General features: G+C 69.2%; 20 protein-coding genes and 1 pseudogene. 14 read left to right on the plus strand and 7 right to left on the minus strand.

Annotated features, from left to right (window positions below; all coding sequences use genetic code 11):
• Positions 1-158: 158 nt before the first annotated feature.
• Together ACIRQ7_RS35770 and ACIRQ7_RS35775 are read left to right on the plus strand one after the other, a co-directional pair.
• A complete protein-coding gene (locus ACIRQ7_RS35770; protein WP_404266673.1) occupies positions 159-656 on the plus strand; it encodes a hypothetical protein in 498 nt (165 codons plus the stop codon).
• Complete coding sequence (locus tag ACIRQ7_RS35775; RefSeq protein WP_404266674.1) at positions 656-1003, plus strand: winged helix-turn-helix domain-containing protein; 348 nt, start codon at positions 656-658, stop codon at positions 1001-1003. The genes ACIRQ7_RS35770 and ACIRQ7_RS35775 overlap by 1 nt, the downstream gene beginning before the upstream one ends.
• A gap of 119 nt (positions 1004-1122) precedes the next feature.
• Here the strand turns inward: ACIRQ7_RS35775 and ACIRQ7_RS35780 are convergent, their stop codons facing one another.
• Positions 1123-2418 carry a DUF3103 family protein gene (locus tag ACIRQ7_RS35780; protein ID WP_404266675.1) on the minus strand — a complete coding sequence of 432 codons (1296 nt, stop codon included), beginning with the start codon at positions 2416-2418 and terminating at the stop codon, positions 1123-1125.
• 410 nt (positions 2419-2828) lie between these two features.
• Between ACIRQ7_RS35780 and ACIRQ7_RS35785 the strand changes: the two genes are divergently transcribed.
• From ACIRQ7_RS35785 to ACIRQ7_RS35795, 3 genes are all read left to right on the plus strand, one after another.
• On the plus strand, positions 2829-3614 hold the full coding sequence (locus ACIRQ7_RS35785) for a lysozyme (protein ID WP_404266676.1): 786 nt from the start codon (positions 2829-2831) through the stop codon (positions 3612-3614).
• Positions 3615-3859: 245 nt separating this feature from the next.
• Entirely contained in the window at positions 3860-5638 is a 1779-nt protein-coding gene (locus ACIRQ7_RS35790) for an aminotransferase class I/II-fold pyridoxal phosphate-dependent enzyme (protein ID WP_404266677.1), read from the plus strand.
• Positions 5635-6438 carry a phosphatidate cytidylyltransferase gene (locus ACIRQ7_RS35795; RefSeq protein WP_404266678.1) on the plus strand — a complete coding sequence of 268 codons (804 nt, stop codon included), beginning with the start codon at positions 5635-5637 and terminating at the stop codon, positions 6436-6438. The genes ACIRQ7_RS35790 and ACIRQ7_RS35795 overlap by 4 nt, the downstream gene beginning before the upstream one ends.
• A 126-nt stretch (positions 6439-6564) precedes the next feature.
• Here the strand turns inward: ACIRQ7_RS35795 and ACIRQ7_RS35800 are convergent, their stop codons facing one another.
• A complete protein-coding gene (locus ACIRQ7_RS35800; protein WP_404266679.1) occupies positions 6565-7527 on the minus strand; it encodes a GlxA family transcriptional regulator in 963 nt (320 codons plus the stop codon).
• A gap of 59 nt (positions 7528-7586) precedes the next feature.
• Between ACIRQ7_RS35800 and ACIRQ7_RS35805 the strand changes: the two genes are divergently transcribed.
• From ACIRQ7_RS35805 to ACIRQ7_RS35815, 3 genes are all read left to right on the plus strand, one after another.
• The gene (locus tag ACIRQ7_RS35805) at positions 7587-8411 is read left to right on the plus strand and encodes a crotonase/enoyl-CoA hydratase family protein (protein WP_404266680.1); all 825 of its coding nucleotides are present in this window, start codon (positions 7587-7589) and stop codon (positions 8409-8411) included.
• A gap of 32 nt (positions 8412-8443) precedes the next feature.
• The gene (locus tag ACIRQ7_RS35810; protein WP_404266681.1) at positions 8444-9562 is read left to right on the plus strand and encodes a lipocalin-like domain-containing protein; all 1119 of its coding nucleotides are present in this window, start codon (positions 8444-8446) and stop codon (positions 9560-9562) included.
• A gap of 521 nt (positions 9563-10083) precedes the next feature.
• Positions 10084-12729 carry a LuxR C-terminal-related transcriptional regulator gene (locus ACIRQ7_RS35815; RefSeq protein WP_404266682.1) on the plus strand — a complete coding sequence of 882 codons (2646 nt, stop codon included), beginning with the start codon at positions 10084-10086 and terminating at the stop codon, positions 12727-12729.
• A 67-nt stretch (positions 12730-12796) separates the two neighbouring features.
• Here ACIRQ7_RS35815 and ACIRQ7_RS35820 read toward each other — a convergent pair whose 3' ends face one another.
• Positions 12797-13291: an ATP-binding protein gene (locus ACIRQ7_RS35820; protein ID WP_404266683.1), complete on the minus strand. Its 495-nt coding sequence runs from the start codon at positions 13289-13291 to the stop codon at positions 12797-12799.
• A gap of 1369 nt (positions 13292-14660) precedes the next feature.
• On the opposite strand from ACIRQ7_RS35820, the gene ACIRQ7_RS35825 reads away from it, so the two are divergent.
• From ACIRQ7_RS35825 to ACIRQ7_RS35835, 3 genes and pseudogenes are all read left to right on the plus strand, one after another.
• Positions 14661-14867, plus strand: coding sequence for a hypothetical protein (locus ACIRQ7_RS35825; protein WP_404266684.1), 207 nt, complete (start codon positions 14661-14663; stop codon positions 14865-14867).
• Positions 14864-15196: a winged helix-turn-helix domain-containing protein gene (locus ACIRQ7_RS35830; protein ID WP_404266685.1), complete on the plus strand. Its 333-nt coding sequence runs from the start codon at positions 14864-14866 to the stop codon at positions 15194-15196. Before ACIRQ7_RS35825 ends, ACIRQ7_RS35830 begins: the two co-directional genes overlap by 4 nt.
• Positions 15197-15223: 27 nt before the next feature.
• Positions 15224-15586 (plus strand): annotated as a pseudogene (locus ACIRQ7_RS35835) (transposase); the annotation flags it as partial.
• A 172-nt stretch (positions 15587-15758) separates the two neighbouring features.
• On the opposite strand, the gene ACIRQ7_RS35840 reads toward ACIRQ7_RS35835, so the two are convergent.
• Positions 15759-16370: a dihydrofolate reductase family protein gene (locus ACIRQ7_RS35840; RefSeq protein WP_404266686.1), complete on the minus strand. Its 612-nt coding sequence runs from the start codon at positions 16368-16370 to the stop codon at positions 15759-15761.
• 530 nt (positions 16371-16900) lie between these two features.
• On the opposite strand from ACIRQ7_RS35840, the gene ACIRQ7_RS35845 reads away from it, so the two are divergent.
• Positions 16901-17758 carry a maleylpyruvate isomerase family mycothiol-dependent enzyme gene (locus ACIRQ7_RS35845; RefSeq protein ID WP_404266687.1) on the plus strand — a complete coding sequence of 286 codons (858 nt, stop codon included), beginning with the start codon at positions 16901-16903 and terminating at the stop codon, positions 17756-17758.
• Positions 17759-18170: 412 nt separating this feature from the next.
• Here ACIRQ7_RS35845 and ACIRQ7_RS35850 read toward each other — a convergent pair whose 3' ends face one another.
• The gene (locus ACIRQ7_RS35850; protein WP_404266688.1) at positions 18171-18923 is read right to left on the minus strand and encodes an amidohydrolase family protein; all 753 of its coding nucleotides are present in this window, start codon (positions 18921-18923) and stop codon (positions 18171-18173) included.
• 148 nt (positions 18924-19071) lie between these two features.
• On the opposite strand from ACIRQ7_RS35850, the gene ACIRQ7_RS35855 reads away from it, so the two are divergent.
• Together ACIRQ7_RS35855 and ACIRQ7_RS35860 are read left to right on the plus strand one after the other, a co-directional pair.
• Positions 19072-19689 carry a TetR/AcrR family transcriptional regulator gene (locus ACIRQ7_RS35855; protein WP_404266689.1) on the plus strand — a complete coding sequence of 206 codons (618 nt, stop codon included), beginning with the start codon at positions 19072-19074 and terminating at the stop codon, positions 19687-19689.
• 11 nt (positions 19690-19700) lie between these two features.
• Positions 19701-20147, plus strand: a complete 447-nt coding sequence (locus ACIRQ7_RS35860) for a thioesterase family protein (protein ID WP_404266690.1) — start codon at positions 19701-19703, stop codon at positions 20145-20147.
• A 297-nt stretch (positions 20148-20444) separates the two neighbouring features.
• On the opposite strand, the gene ACIRQ7_RS35865 is transcribed toward ACIRQ7_RS35860, so the two are convergent.
• Both ACIRQ7_RS35865 and ACIRQ7_RS35870 read right to left on the minus strand, forming a co-directional pair.
• Positions 20445-21812, minus strand: a complete 1368-nt coding sequence (locus ACIRQ7_RS35865; protein WP_404266701.1) for an NDP-hexose 2,3-dehydratase family protein — start codon at positions 21810-21812, stop codon at positions 20445-20447.
• Positions 21806-22792 carry an aldo/keto reductase gene (locus tag ACIRQ7_RS35870; RefSeq protein ID WP_404266691.1) on the minus strand — a complete coding sequence of 329 codons (987 nt, stop codon included), beginning with the start codon at positions 22790-22792 and terminating at the stop codon, positions 21806-21808. Before ACIRQ7_RS35870 ends, ACIRQ7_RS35865 begins: the two co-directional genes overlap by 7 nt.
• Positions 22793-22794 lie beyond the last annotated feature (2 nt).

Here is a 22794-nt window from a genome sequence, read left to right on the forward strand (position 1 = left end):
ACTCCACCGTTTCCCGGGGTCCCGGTCCAGTGGCACGAAGCCGGCGGTACGTGCCCCACACCGGTCCACCCGCTGAGGAAAGCTCTTGCCCGAAGGGAAAGAGAGTAGTAACTTTCCTGTCAGGCAAGGGCTTGTCCCTACGGAATACGGGAGCTCATATGACGGATCAACCGAGCCCGGAGCAGGCGGCTCTGGCTCTGCGGGAAGCACGGGGACACCAGGGCGCCGCGTTGGCGGCGCGCCAGGAACCGCTGAGGCTGAAGATCACTTTCGCCGCGACAGGACTGGCGTACGGCGCCTGCTACGACCTGTTCGACGACCCCGGCACGACTCCCCTGCTGGCGCTGGCCGCCGCGTCCTGGGCCCATCTGATCATTTCCAGAAGTCCGCGCGGAGCTGCTCTGCTCGGCTATCGCACGACCGGGGTACGCAACCGACCACCGGCGTACATTCTGGGAATGCTCGCCGTGACCGCTCTTCTGATGGCCATCGGCTACTTCAGCATCACCCCCCACACCGCCTACCTGGACGACCACGTGCCCTACTGGCACACCATGGGAGTCCTGCTCCTGATTGCGGTGACCACTGTCCTGGCTCCGGTCGAATCGCGGTTCCGGGCATGGCTGTTCAAGGTGACCTCGAAACGAGGGGTGTAGTGACCGCGGGCTTCATCGATCCCCTCTTGGTCGACCCGACGCGGTTGTCGATCCTGTCTCTGCTGAGCACGGCGCGGTGGGCGGAGTTCGCCTTCGTCCGCGACACGGTCGGCCTGTCCGATTCGGCGTTGTCGAAGCAGGTCACCAAGCTGATCGACTGCCACTACGTCAAGGTCCGTCGCGGATACGTAGGCAAGCGGGGCCGCACCTGGATCAACCTTGCACCGGCCGGCCGGACGGCCCTGGAGAGCCACGTAGGGACCCTGCAAGAGATCATCAACCAGGCGCGAGAGGCCGGCGAGCAGGCGCAAGAGGCCGACGAAGCGCAAGCTTCCGACGCCGACTGACAGTCACATCAGCGGCGGAGTGCGCGAGGCTACGCCCGCCCAGCAGCCCGGAAGGCCCGCCGCGAAAATGCGGCGGGCCTTCCTTGGCGGAGCGGCTCCGGGCCTGCCGGAATCCCCTCTCAGGTCTTCGGGATGAAGGCGTTGCTCAGCCCGATGGAGATGTTGTTGCCGGCGCCGGAGTACGTCAGTCCGGCGGCGCCGGAGTGCTGTGCGGTGTCGATGGCGGCGTGGCTGACCGAGTACACCTGGTCCAGCTCGTCGGTGTCATCCGTCCACCACTTGTCGGGAATGGCGTCCATGATGGTGTTGGCGAGCGGGATGCCGTTGGTGCCGTAGCCGGTGACCGTCAGCAGTGCGTCGACGATCGCTTTGGCGAGGTCCTTGTAGTTGGTGCCGTCGTCCTCCTCCATGAAGACCAGGTCGGCGGAGTCGTAGCCGAAGTGGCTCCAGTCGATGAGGTTCTGGTTCGGGTGGTAGTCGACGCCCGTCGAGTCGAGGTAGGGCATCTGGAGGGTCGGCTCGGCGAATGCCTTGTCGTTGTGGTCCCAGCCGCTGACGACCGCGAAGGCCTCGGCACCGCCCTTCCAGAACGTCTCCTCGTTGCTCTTGAGCAACTGGACGTTGTTGATGCGGGTGACGTTCTTGCCCTGCGGCGCGTCGGACGGGTGGGCGGTGCCGGACATGGGTACCGACGGCTTCTTGCGGTCGGCCGGCGGGGGCATCGGTACGGTACGTGAGGCGGCGTGGGCCGCCGCATCGGTCTTCGGCTTCAGGGCGGAGAGGTCCCCGCGGGAGTCGGTACCTGCCTGCCGCCGGGCGGCCTTGAAGCCCTCGGCCATCACCTTCGTGCCGGCCGCCACGATGCGGTCGCCGTCGGTGCTCACGATCAGCACCGGGACGTCCGCGGGCGCGGTGGCCCCGAGCTTCACCTCGGTGCCGTCGGGCCGGTAAGCGGTCAGCGAGGTGGCCTGCCGGTCGGAGGGCTCCGCGGCGATCAGCGGCTGCACGCCCCTGGCCAGCGCGGCGCGCGCCTGCGGGTTGGCGAGCCGCACCTGCAGGACATTGCCCGTCGAGGCGGGCAGCCCCTTGGCAGCGAGGATCGCGCTGTTGGACGACTCCACCGACGCATGGAACCCGCTGGTGGACCGGATCGGCAGACGGTCCAGGCTCACCTCGTTCGCCGAGGTCAGCGTGCCCGCCATCTCGCCCTTGGCCTGGCCGGCGGCGTACGCCTCCCGCAGGCTCCGCGCCGCCGCCTGCTTCGCGTCCTGCACGGCGTCCGCCCGCGTGGGCTGCGCCCCGGACGGCGCGGTGGGTGCGCCAGGCTGCGCCCACGCCCCCGCGGTGCCGCTCACCAGGCACACGGACGAGGCGGCCACTGCCACCGCCGTCCTGATCAGTCCAGACCGGTACATGGTTGTCTCCATTGCTCTCGGCGGCGCGTTCGGATGCCGCGCCCGCCTCGGTCCACGATGCGGCGCGGCGGCGGGACGTCACCGCCTTGTGGGCCGCCACCGTCCCGAAACACACACCGCGTTCCGCCGCGCCGAGGACCCCATTAGGACCGGACGCACGGCACCGGGCATGGGTATCGACTACTCAATGTGCCTTCTGCGCAAGGGAATTGTGGTGGTCTCCGCGCGGCCTCCACCGGATAGGTGTCCGATCGGTCCGTAGGCCTGGCCAACGGCGCACCACACCACCTATGTTCACTCTCGATCAACACAGCAAGGACTCAACAGCCCTGGTTGTCACGGCACTTCGCCTCCCATGGGCTGCACCCCACACACCGTCCTCGGATCACACCACCGGAAGGCATCCCCACATGCCCCTGTCTCCATTTCGGCGGCCTCGCCGTGCCCTGCACACGGCTCTGCTCACCACTCTCGCCACTGCCACCGTCACCGCGACACTGCTCGCCTCGCCGTCGGCCGCACACGCCGCGGCCCCCGACCACGGCACCGGACCCGCAGCCGGCGCCGACCAGGTCCCCGGGATGGACGTGAGCCGCTACCAGGGCACCGTCGACTGGCAGGGCGCTTGGGCCAACGGCGCACGTTGGGTCTACGTCAAGGCCACCGAGGGGACCACCTTCCAGAGCCCCACCTTCCCGGAGCAGTTCCAGGGCGCCTACGACATCGGCATGATCCGCGGCGCGTACCACTTCGCCCGCCCCGACACCTCAGGTGCGGCGGAGCAGGCCGCGCACTTCGTCGACCACGGCGGGAACTGGACGGCGGACGGGCGGACGCTGCCGCCTGCTCTCGACCTGGAGCACAACCCGTACGGTCCGGACGCCTGTTACGGCCGCGGGCAGGCCGACATGGTGTCCTGGATCAGGGAGTTCAGCGACACGGTGAAGGACCGCACCGGACGCGCCCCCGCCCTCTACACCACCAGCGACTGGTGGACCCGCTGCACCGGAGGCGACACCAGCTTCGGCGCGACCAACCCACTGTGGGTCGCCCGGTATGCCGCGTCCCCCGGCACCCTTCCGGCCGGCTGGTCCGCCCACACCTTCTGGCAGTACGCCGACTCCGGTACGTTCCCCGGCGACCAGAACTGGTTCAACGGCTCCTACGACGAGCTGAAGGCGCTCGCCCAGGGGTGACCGCCTCCCCGGCGCAGGCCGGGTGACCTCCCCTGCGCGGACCGGGTGACCTCCCCTGCGCGGGCCGACTGCGCCGGAGTGACGAGCGGCCCCGGCCGGGCGACGGCCGGTCCGCGTCTGAGTACGACTACTCAGGCGCGGCCGAGCCGCGTGCCGCACCATGGCCGGGCGGCGAGGGCGGACCCTCCTGCGCGCCGTTTCCGGTATCCGGCGCGGCCGCCGCCCGTCACAGCGAAAGGTTGCTTGTGGAACGTGCTCTGCAGCTGCGTGCTGCCACTCCGGAGGATGCCGACTGGATCCATGAGGTGCGGCACCGGGTGTACGCGCAGGAACTCGGCCAGCATGCCCCGGTTCCGGAAGGACGGCTGCGGGACGGGCTGGACGGGGAGAACGTCTACCTCGTCGTGGCGCGCGGCGAGGACCGGATCGGCTGTATCAGCATCACCCCGCCCTGGGTGGGCCGGTACGGGCTGGACAAGTACCTGACTCGCGAGGAGTTGCCGCTGCTGGCGGAGGAGGACCTGTTCGAGGTTCGTCTTCTCACCGTCGAACCGCACCGGCGGAACACCATGGCGGCGCCACTGCTGATGTACGCGGCGCTGCGCTGGATCGCCGCCCGGGGTGGCCGCCGGGTGGTGGCCATGGGCCGCACCGAGCTCCTCGCCATGTATACGGCCGCCGGCCTGCAGCCGACCGGTCACACCGTGCGGTGCGGCGCGGTGACCTTCGAGGTACTGACCGGCGCGGTGAAAGACCTGACGAGGGCCACTCTGGACCGTTACGGCCCCACGGTGCGGCGTATGGGGAGCGGTGTGGACTGGCATCTGGACGCGGCATTCGCTCCGCGGCCGGATGGATGCGAGCACGGCGGCGCCTCCTTCACCGCCATCGGCGCGGACTTCCGTGATCTGGGCCGCCGCCACCGGATCGTGGCGGCAGATGTCCTGGATGCCTGGTTCCCGCCGGCCCCCGGTGTCCGTGCCCTGCTCGCGGAAGACCTGGAATGGATATCGCGGACGTCTCCGCCCACCGGTGCCGAGGGGCTGCTGGCCGAGATCTCCACGGCCCGGTCCCTCCCGGCGGAGACTCTCGCGGTGGGCGCAGGTTCGTCCGATCTCATCTTCCGGGCGTTCGGCCGGTGGCTGACCCCCCGGAGCAGGGTGCTGCTCATCGACCCGGGCTACGGCGAGTACGCACATGTCACCGAGGACGTGATCGGGTGCCGGGTGGACCGCTTCCGGCTGCGCCGGGAAGACGGCTGGCGCATCGATCCGGACCGGCTCGCCGCGTGCACCCGTGCCGGCACCTACGACCTGGTGGTAGTGGTCAACCCGAACAACCCCACCGGACGGCACCTGCCGGCCGCGGAACTGCGCCGGGTGATCGCCGCAACCCCGGGCAGCACCCGGTGGTGGATCGACGAGGCCTACCTGGGCTACGTCGGCATGGCGGAGTCGCTGGCCGAGCTGGCTGCCGCGGACCCGCGGGTGGTGGTCTGCAGTTCGCTGTCCAAGATGTACGCGCTGTCCGGCGTGCGGGCCGCCTTCCTGGTGGCCGAACCGGACACGGCGGCTCACCTGCGCCGCTGGACACCTCCCTGGGCCGTCAGCCTGCCGGCGCAGATGGCCGCGGTGGCGGCGCTGCGCGACCCCGGCTACTACGCCGGCTGCTGGGACCGCACGCACACCTTGCGCCGCCGCCTTGCCGACGGCCTGGCCGCTGCGGACGGCTCTGCCGAGATCGACGAGTCCGTGGCCAACCACCTCACCGTGACCCTGCCCCGCTACGGACCGAGCGCCGCCCAGCTGGTCCACGAGTGCCGCGGTCGCGATGTCTACCTTCGGGACCTGTCGCCGCTCTCGCCCGGTTACGAAGGGCGCTGCGTACGGATCGCCGTCAGGGACACCGAGGAGAACACGCGCATCGTGGCCGCGTACACCGACGCGCTCGACGCGCTGCGGCCCCCGGGTCGCACACCCTCGACGGCGCCGTGGGGCGGGTCGGTCGCCAGGAGCGGCCGGTGATCACTGTGGCCCGCCTGGCGCCCTTCCTGGGTGGGGGGCTCGTGCTCGGCGGCATCGCGGTGGCCGCGTCCCGAAAGCGCGAGCTGTGGATCCGGTGGTGCGCCTGGGCGGTCGGGGTGCCGCTGGTCACCGGTGCGTTCTGGCTGGGCCGACCCGGCACCGCGGCCCTCGCCGCGGCGGCGGGCGTGGTGGCGACCGTGGAATTCTGCGCGCTGCTGCGGCTTGGACGGCCGGACCGGGCCGTGCTGGCCGCGGCGGTGGTCTGCGTGGTCCTGGCCGCCTGGCTGATGCCGGGGCAGCTGCCCCGGGTGGTCGGCGCCGGGGCACTCGCGGTCGCCGCGGTGCCGCTGCTGGCCGGCGACGCCGAAAAGGGACTGCGCCGGGCCGGTGCGGGGCTGTTGGGGCTCGGCTGGCTCGGGTTGCTGGCCTCGCTGGTGCCGCTCGGGGCCGACGCGCTCGCTCTCTTCATGGCGGTTTCGGTCGCGGACATCGTGGCGTACTTCGCGGGCCGGCGGCTGGGAGGGCCACGGCTGTCACCGCTCTCACCGGCCAAGCGGTGGAGCGGAACCCTGGCGGGGGCCGCGACCGGTGTGGGCGTGCTCGCCCTGCTGTCCTCGTGGAGCCTGCCGATGGCGACGGCGGTGGCGGTCGGCGGTCCGGCCGGCGATCTCTTCGAATCGATGGTCAAACGGGGCACGCAGACCAAGGACGCCGGCCGCTGGCTGCCCGGCTCCGGCGGCCTGTTGGACCGGGTCGACTCCCTGCTGATCGCGTTGGCCGTCCTGCTGGTGCTGCGCTGACGTCAACAGCGGAGGCGGGGAAGTGCCGTCGGTCGGGGGAAGGGGGCAGAGGAGCGGATGAGAGGCGGGACATGACGATCACCGCAGGCCCGGTCACCGGGCACCGGATGCGACCTCGCCGCCCCGTCACGCTCCGTCCGGGCTCTCCAACTCGGCCCTGAGCAGGGCTCGGAGCGAGGAGGCGTTGCGATATCCGACCAGCCGGGCGATGTCCGTCATCGTGAGATCGGTCGTCCGGCGCAGGTGACCGGCCCGCTCGGCGCGCAGCCTGCGCACCAAGCCGTACGGGGTGGTGTTGAGGCGCTCCCGCACCCGCCGCTCCAGGGTCCGGCGGGTGGTGCCGAGGGCCAGCGCGGCGTCCGCCACTGCGAAGTCCTGCTGGAGATGGGACCGTACCCAGCTCTCGAAGTCATTGACCAACTGGTCGTTCTCGGCGAGGTGGCCGGTGACCGAGGTGACGCTGCCCGCGGGACGCTCGTCGATGAGCAGGGCGGTCGCGGTGACGTGGGCGAGCTGCGGACTGACCCTCGCCACCAGGCTCATCGCCAGATCGATATGGGCGAAGGCCGCACCGGCGGTGGCGACGGAGCCGTCCCGGACCACCATGCGCGACACGTCCAGTCCGACCCGGGGATAGCGCCGGCGGAAGAGATCCCACAGCCACCAGCTGGTCGTGGCCTGCCGGTCGTCGAGCAGCCCGGCCTCGGCAAGAACGAAGGTGCCCGTGCACGCCGCGGCGAGTTCACGACCGAAGGCGGACCAGTCGAGCAAGGCCGTGCGCAGCGCCCGTACTTCGGTGCGCATCAGAGCGTCCACCATCGTGGCGGGGCTCTCCGCGGCGAGCGCGGGTACCAGCAGCAGGTCCAGGTCGGTTGTGGCCACACAGTCGTCCAGGGTGCGGGCGACCGGTACGAGCAGCCCCCCTGCGGTCGGCACCGGATCGCGCCCGGGAGCCACCGTCACCGCGGTGATGGCGGGGATCTCCCGGTCGACCTGCTTGCGGGCGGCGTTCGCGGTCCGCAGGACATCCAGGACGGTGGTCAGCCCCGAGTCCCAGCAACCGGGGAGCGCCACCACTCCGATATGCATGTCGCAAACGCTCCGTCCGATGTCGCAATCGCTACCGTTGCCCTTCCTACGGTAAGCCCATGTCCTCGACAAGAAACCCCGCTCCCACCGCTGCCGCTGCCGCCGACAAGGTGCTCGTCGGCCAGGAAGGCGCGGTGCTCACCATCACCCTCAACCGGCCGGAGAAGGCCAACGCGATAGACGCCGACATGATCGAGGGTCTGTCTCATGCCTACGCCCGGCTGTCCGACGACCCCACCCTGCGTGTGGCGGTCGTCCGCAGCAATGGCCCCCATTTCACCGGCGGACTCGACCTGGCCTCGCTCGCCCCACGCCTGGCGACCGGCGGCGAGGGGCTCATCCCGGACACCGGCCGCGACCCCTGGGGCATGTACGGGGAGCCGGCCACGAAGCCCGTCGTGGTCGCCGTCCACGGGCGCTGTTTCACGGCAGGTCTGGAACTCGTACTCAACGCCGATCTGTGTGTCGCCGCGGCTGACACCCTCTTCGGCCAGCAGGAGGTCACCCGCGGCATCGTCGCGCTGGGCGGTGCCACGGTCAGGCTGCCGCACCGTGCCGGCTGGGGCAACGCGATGCGCTACCTGCTGACCGGCGACCAGTTCGACGCTCAAGAGGCGTGGCGCATGGGCGTCGTCCAGGAAGTCGTCCGGCCCGGCGAACAGTTCGACCGTGCGACGGCACTCGCCCACCGCATCGCCCACCAGGCACCCCTCGCCGTCCAGGCCACTCTCGCCGATGCCCGCGCGGCCGTTCGCGAACCGATCGCCGCGTCCGCCGCCAGCCTGCGCGGTGAGGTGGGCCCACGGCTCTTCGCGACTGCCGACGCCACCGAAGGGATCAACGCCCTGATCGAGCGCCGTACTCCGGTTTACACCGGCGCCTGAACCCCACCTCACCGTCACCGAAGGAACCCGTCATGCACGCCGTCATCGGCAACCTGCCGCGCCACTACGAGCGGCTGAACCTCACACCTGACGTCATCCAGCCATGGGAGGACGGACTCCGCACGGACCCCGCTCAGGGAACGTTCGAGTGGTGGTACTGCGACGCCCATCTCGACGACGGCTCCACCCTGACCGTCGAATTCCACACCAAGCCGCCGTTCGTCTCCCCCCGGGCACCGCTCACTCCGTTCGTCCTGCTGACGCTGACCCGCCCGGACGGTTCCCGGACCGATAAGCAATACACCGGGGAACCCGCGGACTTCACCGCTTCACGGGAAAAATGCGACGTGGTGATCGGCCCCCACACCTTCCGCTCCGGCCCCGACGGCTACACCCTTCATGTCGAGATCGAGGACACCGTCGTTGATCTCACCCTCACTGCGCAGGTGCCGCCCTGGCGGCCGGAGACCGGGCATGCCTTCTTCGGCGCTGACGAGGAGCACTACATCGCGTGGCTGCCCGTCGTCGCCCACGGCAAGGTCGAGGCGACGCTGACCTTTGACGGCGCCACCCAACAGCTCACCGGCACCGGCTACCACGACCACAACTGGGGCAACATCGCTCCTCGCAAGGTGCTCGATCACTGGTACTGGGGCCGCGCCCGGCTGGGCGAGTACACGGTCGTCACGTTGATGTTCGCCAGCCACGAGCGCTACGACAAGGCGGTTCTGCCCGCCGTGCTGGTGGCCAGATCAGGCAGGATCATCGCCTCCGCGGTCGGCGCGGACGCCGTTGGCTTCAACGAGGGGGAGGTCTTCGTCCACGACGACAGCAAGGTCCAGGTCGCCGATCGCCTTGAGTACCGGTGTGCCGGCGACGATTCCGCGTACACGATCACCTTCCAGCGCGACCAGGACGCCTTCCTGCTGAACTTCGGAACGGCTGGTGCCTACCACCGGTTTCTCGGTGAGGTGACTCTGCAGCGCGCGTCGACCGACGGGAGCGAAGGAGGCGAGACCGTGAAGGGACGCACGCTCTGGGAACTGCTCCACTTCAACAGCGACACGCACCCCGGTACGGAGGTTGGCCCGGATGGCGACCCGCACGACACCGGTCGGGTCCGCATCCCGGTCATAGGCCACCAGGCCTGACGCCTGATCCCCCCGCCCACCGACGGACGAGAGCAAGTCGCCGTAGCGCAACCAGTGTGTGCCACTGGGTAGTTGGCCAGTTGATCGGGTGTGTCGGCCGGTCAACGGTCCGTGAGGCCATGCGGCATCGGATCGAGCCGATGCCGCCGGCCGCTCCGGTCAAGGGACGGCGGTGGCCGACCACCGCCGCCCCCTTGCAGCCATCGCGGGGACCTACCTACCGCACCGGCCCCCCCGCGGGCCTGCCAGGTGAACGCGGATCGTGCCGGACCGCGGCGTGCTCGACCGGAACTGGCGCCACCCGACGTGATCGTCCGGTATCTCTACGCTGCTGATCGCGCTCACCGTGCGGGCATGGCATCAGCCGTCCGGTCCCCAACGACCTGTTCCCCCTGCGGAACGTCCGAGCCCGCGCAGGCCCACTGCGAGCCCTCGTACGGAATCGATCGTCTTCCGTCGCGCGTGGGATGCTGGTCAGTGATGTGGACGTCCCTTGACTCCCCAACCCGTAGGTCCCGATCATGGCCAACAGCTCCCTAGACGGTCGATGGCCGCTGGTCAGCCGTCTCGATGAGGTCCAGTCGTTCCGCGAGCACCTGGCGTCAGCCGATCTCGGGAACTGCACCATCCGCGGCTCGGCAGGCGTCGGTAAGACGCGGCTGGCCGAAGAATGCCTGGCCGAGGCCGCCGCCCAGGGCTACGCGTGCTCCCGCGTCGTCGCGACGGCCGCCACCCGGACCATTCCGCTGGGCGCGATCACCCATCTGCTGTCCGCCGCAATCGTCAGCGACCCCGGCGGCCTGTTCCACCCCGCCGTACAACATCTCAGAGCCCAGCGGAAGAAGGCGCACGCCTCCTTGTGGCTGGTCGACGATCTCCATCTCCTCGATGCCACATCGGCCGTTCTGATCGGGCAGCTCGTCGACGCACGCGAGATATACCTGCTGGCCACCATCCGCTCGGGCGAGCCTCTGTCGGAGGCAGTGGGAAGTCTGGACCGGGGCGACCGGACGCACCGCATCGACCTCGAACCATGGACCGCGGAGGAAGTGGAGACGGTGCTGCAGACCGTCCTGGGCGGCCCCGTCGAACGAGGAACCGCACTGCTGCTTCACCAGGCCAGTCAGGGCAACGCGCTCTTCCTGCGGGAGCTGGTCAGCGGATCGCTGCACAGTGGAGTCCTCGTGGGGGACGGCGGCGTCTGGCGTTGCACGGGCCCCGTGAGCGGAACGCGACGCCTGACGGAAATGCTCCAGGGCCGCATCGAATCGGTGAGCCCGCAAGGCAGAGAAGCGCTGGAAGCGCTGGCGGTCTGCGGCTCGGTGGGCGCCGCTGAACCGCCGCCCGCCGTCCTGGACGAACTGGAGCGCGCCGGTCTCGCCCGCGTCGAGACCGACGGCCGACGGGCCACTCTGGCGCTGGCCCACCCGCTGTACGGGGAACTTCTCCAAAAGCAGGTCTCCTCCGTCTCCCGTAAACAGTTGCTCACGGACCGCGTCGCATGGCTGGAGAGGACCGGTCGCCGACGGCGCGGGGATCCGCTGCTGGCCGCGCAGTGGTCACTGGACGCCACGGGTACCGCGGACCCCGACTTCCTGACTCGTGCCCTGGCCATGGCCCGCGGAGCCGAGGACTACGAGTCGGTGGTGCGCATCGCGCAGGCGTTGTGCCGGCTGCAGCCCGGTTCCGCACCGCGGCTCGTCCTGGGTGACGCGCTCTTCAAACTCGGCCGGTTCGACGATGCCGAACACGCGTTGGCGGATGCCGCGTCGGTCGCGCAGGGCGACGAGGAAATACTGCACGCGACAATTCTGCGCACGCACACCCTGGCGTGGGGCGCCCTGCGCCTCGACGAGGCACTCACCTCGAACAAGGCGGCCCGACTGAGGCTGACCAGCACGGAGGCCGAAGAGGAACTGCGCGTCGACGAGGCCAGCGTGCGCGCTTTTCTGGGCGACTACGGCAGAACCCTGCGGATCCTGAACGACCTGGAGCACATGCACAACGCCAGGGCGCGCGTCATGGGTGCGATCCCCGTCGCCTATGCCCTCTCCGAGGCCGGGCGCAACCAAGAGGCCTTGCGGCTGGCGAACAACGCGTACCAAGAGCACCTTGCGGCGAAGAGCATCATCGCGGTGGCGGACCCGCGCATGCAGCTCGTTTCGCAGCTGCATGCGCTGGCGCAGGCCGGACGGCTCGCCGAGGCCAGGACGCTGGGCGAGGAAACCTACGCCCTCGCGTCCGCCGACCATTCACTGTTCTGCCAGGTGTGGATCGCGGTGGGACTGGGCAAGGTCGAGCACTTCGCAGGGCGACTGCCGCGCGCCTTCGAGTGGTTCACGACCGCTGCGGCGCTGGCCTCGGACGCCCGTTTCAAGGGCGCTCAGTGGCTGTCCGTATCGGGACTTGCGCAGGTCACGGCCGCACTGGGAAACCGCGCCAAGGTCGCGGCACTCTGGAAGCAGGTCTGCGAGCTGGGACCTTCCGGGTACACCCGACCCGATGTCGCCACGCTTCCTGCCTGGGAGATGGCCCTCAACGGCAGGCTGAGTGAGGCCTGCGCGGGTTTTATGGAGCAAGCGGAGCGCGCCCGAGCGCTCGGCAGCCTCGCCCAGGAGAGCGAGCTGCTGATGGACGTGGCGCGGCTGGGTGGCGCTCGCCGTGTGCGACGGCGCCTGGAGGAGCTGGCAAGGGTCTGCGACAGTCCTGTGCCTGCGGCCCGCGCCGCCTGTGCCGCCGCCCTCGACCAGCAGGAGCCCGCGCCCCTGCTGGCCGTGGCGGAGAGGTGGGAGGCGATGGGCTTCGCCCTGTTCGCCGCCGAGAGTTACCACGCCGCCGCAGCCGCACAACGCCGCATCGGACATACCCGGGCGGCGGTCTCCGCCGGCCGCAAGGCGTCCGCGCTGTACGCGCAGTGCGGCGGCGCCCATGTCTTCGGTGTCGACCTGGCCGATAGGCCTGCTCTGCTGACCATGCGCGAGCACGAGATGGCGGGATTCATCGGACGGGGCATGTCGAACCAGGAGATCGCTGATTCCTTGAGCATCTCGGTGCGCACCGTGGGCAATCACCTGTATCGCATCTACCAGAAAGTCGGCGCGAAGAACCGCCGTGAACTGGCGCGCATCGTCAATGACGGACTTCTGCCGCAGGAAGATCAGCCTTGAGCTGCGTACGACGCCTCGGCCGGGCAGAGCCGCCTCACTCGACGCGCTGCCCCGCGGGCCCCGCTCCTCACGGACGAGTCGGCAGCGCCGCCCAGCGGATGTGCAGCCCTTGACCGCTCACCACATGGCCACTGGAGGCGGCGATCGTCGAAATGACGATATTGCCCCGGCCGTGCTCGTCAGGATCCAGCCCTTCTTCGGCGTCGACGCCGGCGCTTCCCCCGTCCGACACCTCCAGCCGGATGTGCTGGCGGCACGGCGGCAGAATCACCGAGACGGTGATCGGCGGGAGGGCGTGGGTCAGCGAGTTGGACACCAGCTCGGAGACGACCAGCGAGCAGTCCTGAAGACACTGCTCGGAGAGATTCCACCGCTGGCAGCAGGAACCGATCAGATCCCGGACGAAGGGCGCGGAACGGAGGTCGTGCGGGAGGTCCCAGGACCGTACCGTGCCACCCGTGCGCCCATGGTGGGGCTCGTACAGCGCACACGACGCCGCACCGCCGCAGGGCGCGCCTTCCCCGTCGGACAGCGCCTGGGGGCCTGGGACGACCGTCGTCACAGCGCCTTGCGGATCGGTGACGGGAGGACTACCGGCCGCAGCACTACCTTCCATGGAGAATCCCTCCGATACAGCTTCTGGGTATCAGGACGGCTTTGCCTGCTCCTACTGTGCAAGTCACAGGAAGGGATTGCTTGAGTCGCAATGACTCAAATCAACCGAAACGCTTTCCCGGGAGCCCTCCGGCTCGTTCGCGGTCCGCACCCGTGGTCCGGCGCCGCCTGGCAGAACGAGTCCACCACGGCATCCGCACGGGCCGTCGGCACACGACCGGCCGACGACGGACTCGCGTCGCGCCGCCTGTACGGGTTACCGGTGCCTTCGGTACTTCCTCACCAGGAGCACCGCCGCTACCGTGTTCAGCAGGAGCGGCGCGGGGAACGAACTCACCATGCTCATTGGGTTGCCCTTCTCCTCCGGCCGTCGGACGAGCGATGCCGGGACGTCGTATGCGGTCGCCTCAGGCGGATGAGTAACCGGCATTCCCCTGACAGTGATCCGCGGACACATCCGCCCTTCGGTGGCTCGGTCACCGGATGCACGACGGCACTTCCTGCCGTCCGCGTGGTGGCCATTCCGTCTCCACCCCCGTGAGCTTCCGCTCCTACTCACGAGGGCAGAGACGAATCGGCCCCGGACCGCACAAGGAAGATCGGCCCAGGACCTGCGACCGGGCGCCTTCCCCAGTTCCCTGCCGCTGGTCTCCAGTGGATCACCGCTCTGGCGCCCTGGGGGGAGTGATCGTTACTCAATCATCGGTTCGGGTCTCGGGGCGGGACAAGGTCCAGCGCGGCTTCAAGGCGGCGGATCACCGGTGTCGGTCCATCCAGAAGCGTCCGCCGAACACTGCACCCATCGCGACCAAGGCTCCCAGCGGGGGTTCGGTGACGATGCCCGCGGCCCAACCGACAAGGAAGGAGACCGCAATGAGCAGCACGAACAGCAGTCGCCCGCGACGCCGTCGGGTGATGGGCTCAGTGGGGGCGGGACGAGAGTCGGCCGTCCGGCGCACGCCGTCTCCCGCTCCGCGACCAGGTGTGGTGCTCATGTATCCCCCTCGGTCGGTCCACAGCCCGCTGTGCCGACAGGAGTCGGTCTTCACGAGCGCCTCCCTGAACGCTACTGAGCCGTCCGCGGTCCTGCCCGAGTAGGCATTACTCAGATCGCCGTCGTGCTCACGTCCCGGCTGGGGAAATCGACCTTGGGGACAGCATGGTGTAGCTTTCCGACCAGGAAAGAGCTTCTCCTTACGGAAAACAAGGCAGCTCACATGATGGATCGACCGAGTCCCAAGCACGCTGCTCCGGCTCTGCGCGGAACGCGGGTGTGCCAGGGTGCGGTGTTTGACGGCACGTCAGGAGCCGCTGAGGTGAAGGCCGCGTTGACGCTGGTGGGGCTGATGGCGTTCGGCGCGTGCTACGACGTGTTCGACGGTCCGGGGGCGACGCCCGTCCTGGTCTGGCACACGATGGGCATGCCGCTGCTCCTGATCATGGTGACCAGCGCCCTGGCGCCCCTCGATACCCGCTACCGGAAGTGGCTGTTCAAACCGACCTCGAAGCGGGGGATGCAGTGACCGCGAATCCCATCGACCCTCTCCTCGTCGATCCGACACGGTTGTCGATCCTGTCCCTGCTGAGCACGGCGCGGTGGGCGGAGTTCGCCTTCGTCCGCGACACGGTCGGCCTGTCCGATTCGGCGTTGTCGAAGCAGGTCACCAAGCTGAGTGACTGCCACTACGTCGAGGTCCGTCGCGGATACGTAGGCAAGCGGGGCCGCACCTGGATCAACCTTGCACCGGCCGGCCGGGAAGCCCTGGAGAGCCACATCGCGGCTCTGCAAGAAATCATCACCCAGGCACGCGCGACCGGCGAGGCACACACTCCCCCCTCGGACAGTGCCTAGAGCGGGTCTCCTTGATCGGTCGGTCGGACATGGGAACGAGTCCTCGCGGCGGTACTTGCAGCGACAGATGCTGATGACGACATGAGCTGGACAGTGTCTGTGGACGCCACCGTCTGCCGCGCTCACCAGCACTCGGCCGGAGCCAGGGAAGGGGGGCGCCTGGCCGATCCGAACCCGAGGGCCACGCACTCGGACGCTCCCGCGGTGGTCTGAGGACGAAGGTCCATCTGGCCGGTGACAGCCGGGCAGGGCCTCTCTCCATCCATGTCACTGCGGGCCAGGCCGGTGACGCACCGGCCTTCGAGGCGGCCATGGCCGGCATCCGGACCCCGAGAACCCGACTCGGAAGGCCAAGAACCCGCCGGCGTTGTCCTTGCCGATCGCGCCTACTGGACGACGAGGGGATTCCCCTCTCCGTCAAAGCTGCCGGCCAGGACGTTGCCCTCCTGTCGGTGCCCGTCAAAAGGACGGCGACCGCGCAGGTCGCCGTCCCTGGTTACTCAAGAGGCCGACTGTTCTTTGGGAGATCCGCAATGGAGACCAGCGAAGACCCAGGTGCTGCTCAGCCGGCGTCGCGTTTGCGGTAGCGGATATGGGTGGTCAGCGGTGAGTGGAGCACCTCGATGGGCTCGAAATCGAAGGTCTCGACGCCGTCGAACATGCGCTCGCCGCTGCCGAGTAGGACGGGTGCGATGTCGAGGGTGAGTTCATCGATTGCGCCGACGTTGAGTGCCTGTCGAACCGTCGAAGCGCCACCGGCGATGTCCACACCCTTGCCGTCGGCGGTTTCGAGCGCCTGCGCGTAAGCGGCATCGAAGCCTTCGGTGACGAAGTGGAAGGTGGTCCCTCCCTCCATCTCGATGGGTTCGTGGGCGTAGTGAGTGAGCACGAAGACCGGGGCGTGATAGGGGGGCTCGGATCCCCACCATCCATCCCACGTCTCGTTCCACTCACCTCGGATCGGCCCGAACATGTTTCGGCCCATGACGTAGGCGCCACGCGGGCGCATCAGCCAGCTGTTGGCCGTCTTGTCGGCTTCCGTCGCGCGCGGGTCGCCGATATGCCAGCCGTGCAGCTCTTGGCCGCGCTTGCCCAGCGGATTGTCCCGGCTCTGCTCGGGTCCGGCGACGAAGCCGTCGAGCGAGATCGACATGTGGCAGGTGGTGTCGGACAACAGCTTCTCTCCGAAAGTAGAAGGTGCAGGTTGTCGTGAGGTCGTCGGACCGCGCGGCACTCGTACAGACTGACAGAGGCGACCGAACTCAGCGCGACATCGCGAAGCCGTTGAAGGTTTGGCTGCCACGCGGTCAGACGGACAGGCCGCCCGCGCGCTGCGCCCCGTCCTCGCCCAGCTCGCCGTGACCGGCTCAGCCACGCCGAGTAGAGGCCGGCCGCTCCTGGAGCCGACGGCTACTGTGCACCGTGGGTCAGCGACAGGAGACCGGGGCCGTCATCGCAGCAGGCCAGCCGGCCGCACCATGAGTCAGGGACCGGTCAGAGAGACAGCCCCTGGACGCCGAGGGAGCGGAACTCGTCCAGCACCGCGAAGTGGACACTGTCATACCGACTCATGACGACGTGGCCCACGTTCCCCGGGCCAGGCCCCGAGCGAACGCTGCGGGAGTACCCCTACTGTCGCTGCCTACGGCCCCAGTTCGGCAGAGAATCATGGCCGCTCGGGCCTGCGCTTGGCATCATTTGGCCATGAAACTCCAGCTCGCAGATGATCCGCCCCACTCCTGGCTCGGTGCCCCGATCGACGTCCGCCCCTTGTTCGCTGGAGAGCAAGCGGCGCTGATGGCGACGCTACGTGGCCTGGAGACGTCCGACTGGGGCAAGGAGGCGGTGCCGGGCTGGTCCGTCCGCGCTCTCGCCGCGCACATCCTCGGTGACTTCTACGGGCGCCTTGCCCGCGACCGTGACGGCCACGAAGAAGGGCCCCGCTTCGCGCCGGGTGAAACCTTGGAGACGTTCATCCACCGCATCAACCAGGAGTGGATCGACGCCTTGGCGCGGGTGAGCCCCGCCGCCCTCACCGACACCTTGGATCTCATCGGCGGGCAGGTCACCCGGTTCTTCGAGAGCACTGATCCCGGCGCGCCCTCGCTCGGGGTGTCGTGGGCCGGCATCGATCCCGCGCCGATGTGGCTGGACTGCGCCCGCGACCTGACCGAGTTCTGGGCCCACCGTCAGCAGATCCGTCACGCCATCGGCCAGGAAACCGACCTCAACCCACAGCTTCTCTCGGTGGTCCTGGACACCTTCATGCGGGCTCTGCCGCACACCCTGCGGCACACGGCTGCGCCCGTCGGCACGCAGATCCAGGTGAGCGTCGACGGCCCGGCCGGTGGCACCTGGACCGTCACCGCTACCGGTGAGGGGTGGTCGCTGGCCGAGCCGCAGGCCGGACGGAGCGCTGCTCGCGTCCAGATGGACGCGGATTCCGCGTGGCGGCTGTGCACCCGCGGCATCACACCGGCCGCCGCGCTCGCCCGTGCCCACATCACCGGTGACCGGCAACTGGCGGAAGCCACCTGCCAGATCGTGTCCGTCATCTACTGATAGCGACACCCCGCCCGGCCTCGGCGTCAGATGGTCGCTCTCACCGCCACGGCAGCAACGCAGCGACAGTCACCGTCCCGTGAAAGACCTCCACGCTCCCTTCGAAGCGGGTGGCCACAGCCCGGGGGGAGCATGGATGTCCGTGGCGCCGCTGTCCCGAGGAGAGCGCTCACCGCCGTGATCCCCCACAACACCAGCAGGGGTGTCCCACACATTCCGTTCACGCAACGCCCACCGCACCGATCACCCACGTATCTTCAGCGGCACCGAAGAGGAGGCGCCGGGACGACGCCTCGACGCCCCTACAGGACCTCTCCGTCCGGCACGCACCGCCAACGCCGCAGCAACTCATCCACCATGCCATCGTGATGCGGTACGCATCCGACATCGGCGGGCGGTGCCGTCAGCACGATCACACCCGGTAAAAGGCTGCCGCATTGTCGTGCAGCACAGCTTGCAGGTGGTCGCCGACAGTCTCCACCACGAGGTCGAGGTCGGTGTCGGCGAAGGGACGGCGGGCTCGGGTCGAGGGCAGGTCCGATCCGACCATGAGGGCGGTCGGGTCGACATGCAGCACAGCGCGGATGGCGTCGGCGACGTCGAGTTCGACCCGTCCGAAGCCGGTGGCCTTGACCCTTACACCGCGCTCGACCAGCTTCAGCAGATAAGGGAGACCGTCGGCGTGCAGGCCCAAGTGGTCGATGCTCACCGCGGGGAGCGAAGTCAGGAGCTCGGTGAGATCGGGCAGGTCGCGGGCGTCGACGTAGAGCTCCGTGTGCATTCCGGCGACATCGTGGACGCGGCGGGCCAGGGAATCGAGGTGCTCCAGACTCGCGGACCCGCCACGGCGGAGGTTGAACCGTACGGCACGCACATTCCGCTCGGCGAGGTGGGCGATCTCGGCGTCGGGCAGGTCGTGCGGAATCTGCGTGACTCCGACGAAACCCGGGCCGAGCCGGCCGAGGGCGTCGAGCAGGTAGCTCTGGTCGAAGCGCTGGAACGATCCCGAGACGACGGCGCCGCCGACGACACCCAGTGCGGCGCTACGGTCCCGGTACTGCTTGACGGTGAACTCGTCGGGCAGGAAGCCGTTGTTCTCACACAGCGGGAATCGGCCGTCGATCACATGGAAGTGGGCGTCGAAAAAAGGGCGTCGGTTCGTCATGGGCGGATACCTTCCACATTCTCAGGGCCACGGCACGACGCCAGTCCCCCGGGGGCACGGTCGAAGCACCGACCGCCCGAGCGTCGGATACGCGGACCGGTATCGGCGCCTCTTGCGGGTACTTTACAGACCTGTCAGTATTGCCGCCATGCGAGACCTGAGCGCGAGCGGAGAACGACTCCTCGAGGTGGCGACGGAGGTCTTCTACACCGAGGGCATTCGCGCGACCGGGGTCGACACCCTCGTCAAGCGGGCGGGGGTGTCGAAGCCGACTCTCTACGCCCAGTTCGAGTCGAAGGAGAACTTGGTCGCCACAGTGCTCGACCGTCGCCGGCGGACCCGTCAAGAGGCGCTCTCGCGCTTCCTGGCCGAGTCCGGCGCAACCGGTGAGGAGCGATTGCTGGCCGTGTTCGACTGGCTGGCCGAGGGCCACGGCCGTTCCGGGTTCCGGGGCTGCCCGTTCACCAACGCCGCCGTGGAACTGCCCGACCCCGAACACCCGGCCCGCGCCGTGATCTCGGGCTACAAGAACTGGCTGCGCAACACTCTGGCCCGCCTCGCCGAGGACGCGGGGCTGACCGAACCCGACGAGCTCGGCTCCGACTTGCTGCTGCTCATCGACGGCGCCAACTCCCGCGTCGTCGTCGCCGACGACCGCACCGCCATGGGCCGCGCCCGGTCCGCCGCCGCCCGCCTCATCGCCTGCGCCCGTGTGCGTGCCCCGGGGACCGGGCCCGCCCCCGCGCACCATCCGCCCAACAGCTGACGGAGGACCCGGTGGAACCGACTCTCACTCCTGGCCTGAGCTCCACACTCACCTATCGCGTCCCCGAGCACCGGACAGTGCCGCACCTGCTGCCGGAATCCCAGCAGTTCGCACAGATGCCGCACGTCCTCGCCACCGGCTATCTCGTCGGACTTGTCGAATGGGCCTGCATGCAGGCGATCGCCCCGCACCTTCCACCGGGAAAGCGCACCCTCGGCGTACACGTCGACCTCAGCCATGAGGCACCCACCCCGCCGGGCTCGACCGTGACGATCGAGGTCGTCCTCGCCACCGTCGAGGGCCGGCGCCTCCTGTTCGACATCACCGCCCGCGACGAAGCCGCCCTCGTGTGCCAGGGCCGCCACCGCCGCACTGTCGTCGACCTGGACCGCTTCGCCTCCGCACTCGCTTCCCGCACGTCCGACCAGGCCGATTTCGGCGCCGTCGCGCACGGGTAGAGAGGTGGGCGGCGCCGCCGAACCGGGTCACCCCTGGCACCTGGTCCCGCCACGTCGATGGCGGCGAAGCAATCCTGCGGTTCGGACAGCCCCACGTAGGCACACAGCGTGTCGTCCCGTTCCCGGCGCGAAAGGCTTCCCTGCCTGCACCGGGGACGAAAGCACCTGCCGGCATGCCCGGCGGGTGCGGACCGAGCCGCTGCACGCGGACATGAGGGCATCGGACGGCCGGGAGCGAAAGCCGGACGGGCGCCAAGCGTCCCCGTGGCTGCCGGCGTGCCACGCTCGGCCGGTTCGTCACACGTCGAGGCTCTGCAGGCAGGTGATCAGGGTGCGTGCCTCGATGTTGAGGTAGTGGCTGTGCCGGATCAGTCCGATGAGTTCCGGGACGGGAACCCAGCGGTAGTCGGGGCCGAGGTCGACGTGCGACAGGTCCGGGTCGGCGTCGAGGACGAGATAGCGGTTACGGGCGTGGTAGAAGCGGCCACCTTCCTCCGAGAGCACCGAGTCGAACAGCACCCGCTCGGGCGCGGCGGCGATCACGTGGTCGAGGAGCGGCGGTCGGGCGGCCGCGGGCAGGTGGGTGTAGTTCGCCGGCGTGCACTGGACGGTGGGGGCGAGTTCGAGGACGTCGGTGCAGCCCGGTTCGGGGCGCGCGTGGACGAGCGCCCGCAGGACGCCGTCCACGCGTCGTGTCAGCAGGGCCGACAGGCCGGTGCCATGCGGCTCGATCATGGGCTGGGACCAGCTGCGGACCTCGCGGCCGCCGGCCTGGACGTCCACCGCGATGACGCTGAAGAAGCGGCCGGACTCGTGGGAGATCCGGTCTGCCGAGCGCTGCCAGTGCCGGACCCTGTCCAAGGGCATCCGCTCGACGCGGGGGTCGCACCGGGTGCGGGCCTCGGTGATCCAACTGAGCAGGTCCGTTCCGACGAGCGCGGAGTGGTGGCCCGCGCCACTCGTACCTGCTCCGTGGAAGGGGAAGGGCAGGCAGGCGAGGACGCTGCGGGAGTCCATGTTGACCAGGTCGTCGACGGCGAGCAGTTGGTGCAGCTGTCCGAGGGTCAGCCAGCGGAATCCGTCCAGCACCTCGATGTCCTCGTGCACCTCGATGACGATGTTCCGGTTCCGCTTGCGGTAGAACCAGCAACCCTGCTCGGACTGCCGTACATCGGCCAGGATCCGGTAGTGCCCGAGCCGCTGAAAGTACTCGACGTACGGAACGGCCGCGCCCTTGTGGACCCGCGTGTAGTTGCTCCGGGTGGCCTGTACGGTCGGCGAGAGCTGGAGACCGTTGCAGTTGCCGGGCTCCATTTTGGCCTGCATGAGGAAGTGCAGTATGCCGTGGAACTCCTTGGCGATGATGCCGAGGATGCCGACCTCCGGCTGATGGAGGATCGGCTGGCTCCAGGCATCGACGGCACGGCCGGGCATCCGGACGTCCAAGCCTTCGATGCTGAAGAACCGGCCGCTGTCGTGGACGAGGTTTCCCGTTCCCGCCTGGAAGTTCCAGCCCCGCAGGGACGCGAAGGGTATGCGCTCGATCCGTGACGTGTCTGCCCGGTTGCGTTCGTCGAGCCAGTCGTGGAAGTCGGGCAGAGGGGCGGTGGAGCTGTCGGCCGCGAGTGCGGAGCGCGCGACGCGGTGGGCGAGGACGTTCACCAGGCCCACGCCTCGGGCCCGGGTCCGCCGTTGCCGAGCGGCGGGAACAGCTGGTCTATCTCGGCCAGCAGTTCGTCCGTCAGGTTCAGGTCCAACGCGCCCAGCGCGCTTTCCAGTTGACGGATGCTGCGCGGGCCGATGACCGGGGCGGTGACGCCGGGCCGGGACATGACCCAGGCCATGCCGACCTCGGCCGGGTCGGCGCCGATGCCGGCGCACAGCTTCTCGTATCCGGCGACGGCGTCGCGATGCGCTTCCAGCGCCTGCATCGCCCGTCCCTGAGCGGTCTTGACGGCCGTGCCCTCCTCCAGCTTGCGCAGCGCGCCGCTCAGGAGTCCCCCGTGCAGCGGCGACCAGGCGAGGACGGCCACGCCGTAGCGCTGTGCGGCCGGGATGAGTTCCAGTTCCACGTAGCGGGTGACCATGTTGTAGACGGACTGCTCGGACACGATGCCGAGGAAGTTGCGGCGCGCCGCCGCCTCCTGCGCCTCGGCGAGGTGCCAGCCGGCGAAGTTGGAGGAGCCCACGTACCGCACCTTGCCCTGCTGGGTGAGGATCTCCATGGCCTGCCAGACCTCTTCCCAGGGGGCGTGCCGGTCCACGTGGTGCATCTGGAAGAGGTCGATCCAGTCGGTCCGCAGCCGGCGCAGCGAGGCTTCGCAGGACGCGATGATGTGGCGGGCGGACAGGCCGCCGTCGTTGGGCCGGTCGCTCATGGCGTTGTACACCTTGGTGGCGAGCACGACCTGGTCGCGGCGTCCGCCGCCCTGCGCGAACCACTCGCCGAGAAGCTCCTCGGTGAAGCCCTTGTAGATCTGCCAGCCGTACTGGTTGGCGGTGTCGAGGAAGTTGATGCCCCGGTCCAGACCGCGGTCCAAGATCTCGAAACTCTCTTCCTTGGTCGCCCGGACACCCAGATTCAGGGTGCCCAGGCAGAGCCGGCTCACCTGGAGGGCGGTGCGACCGAGGTAGGTGTACTCCATCT

The sequence above is a fragment of the Streptomyces sp. NPDC101393 genome, assembly GCF_044767385.1.
Classification (GTDB): domain Bacteria; phylum Actinomycetota; class Actinomycetes; order Streptomycetales; family Streptomycetaceae; genus Streptomyces.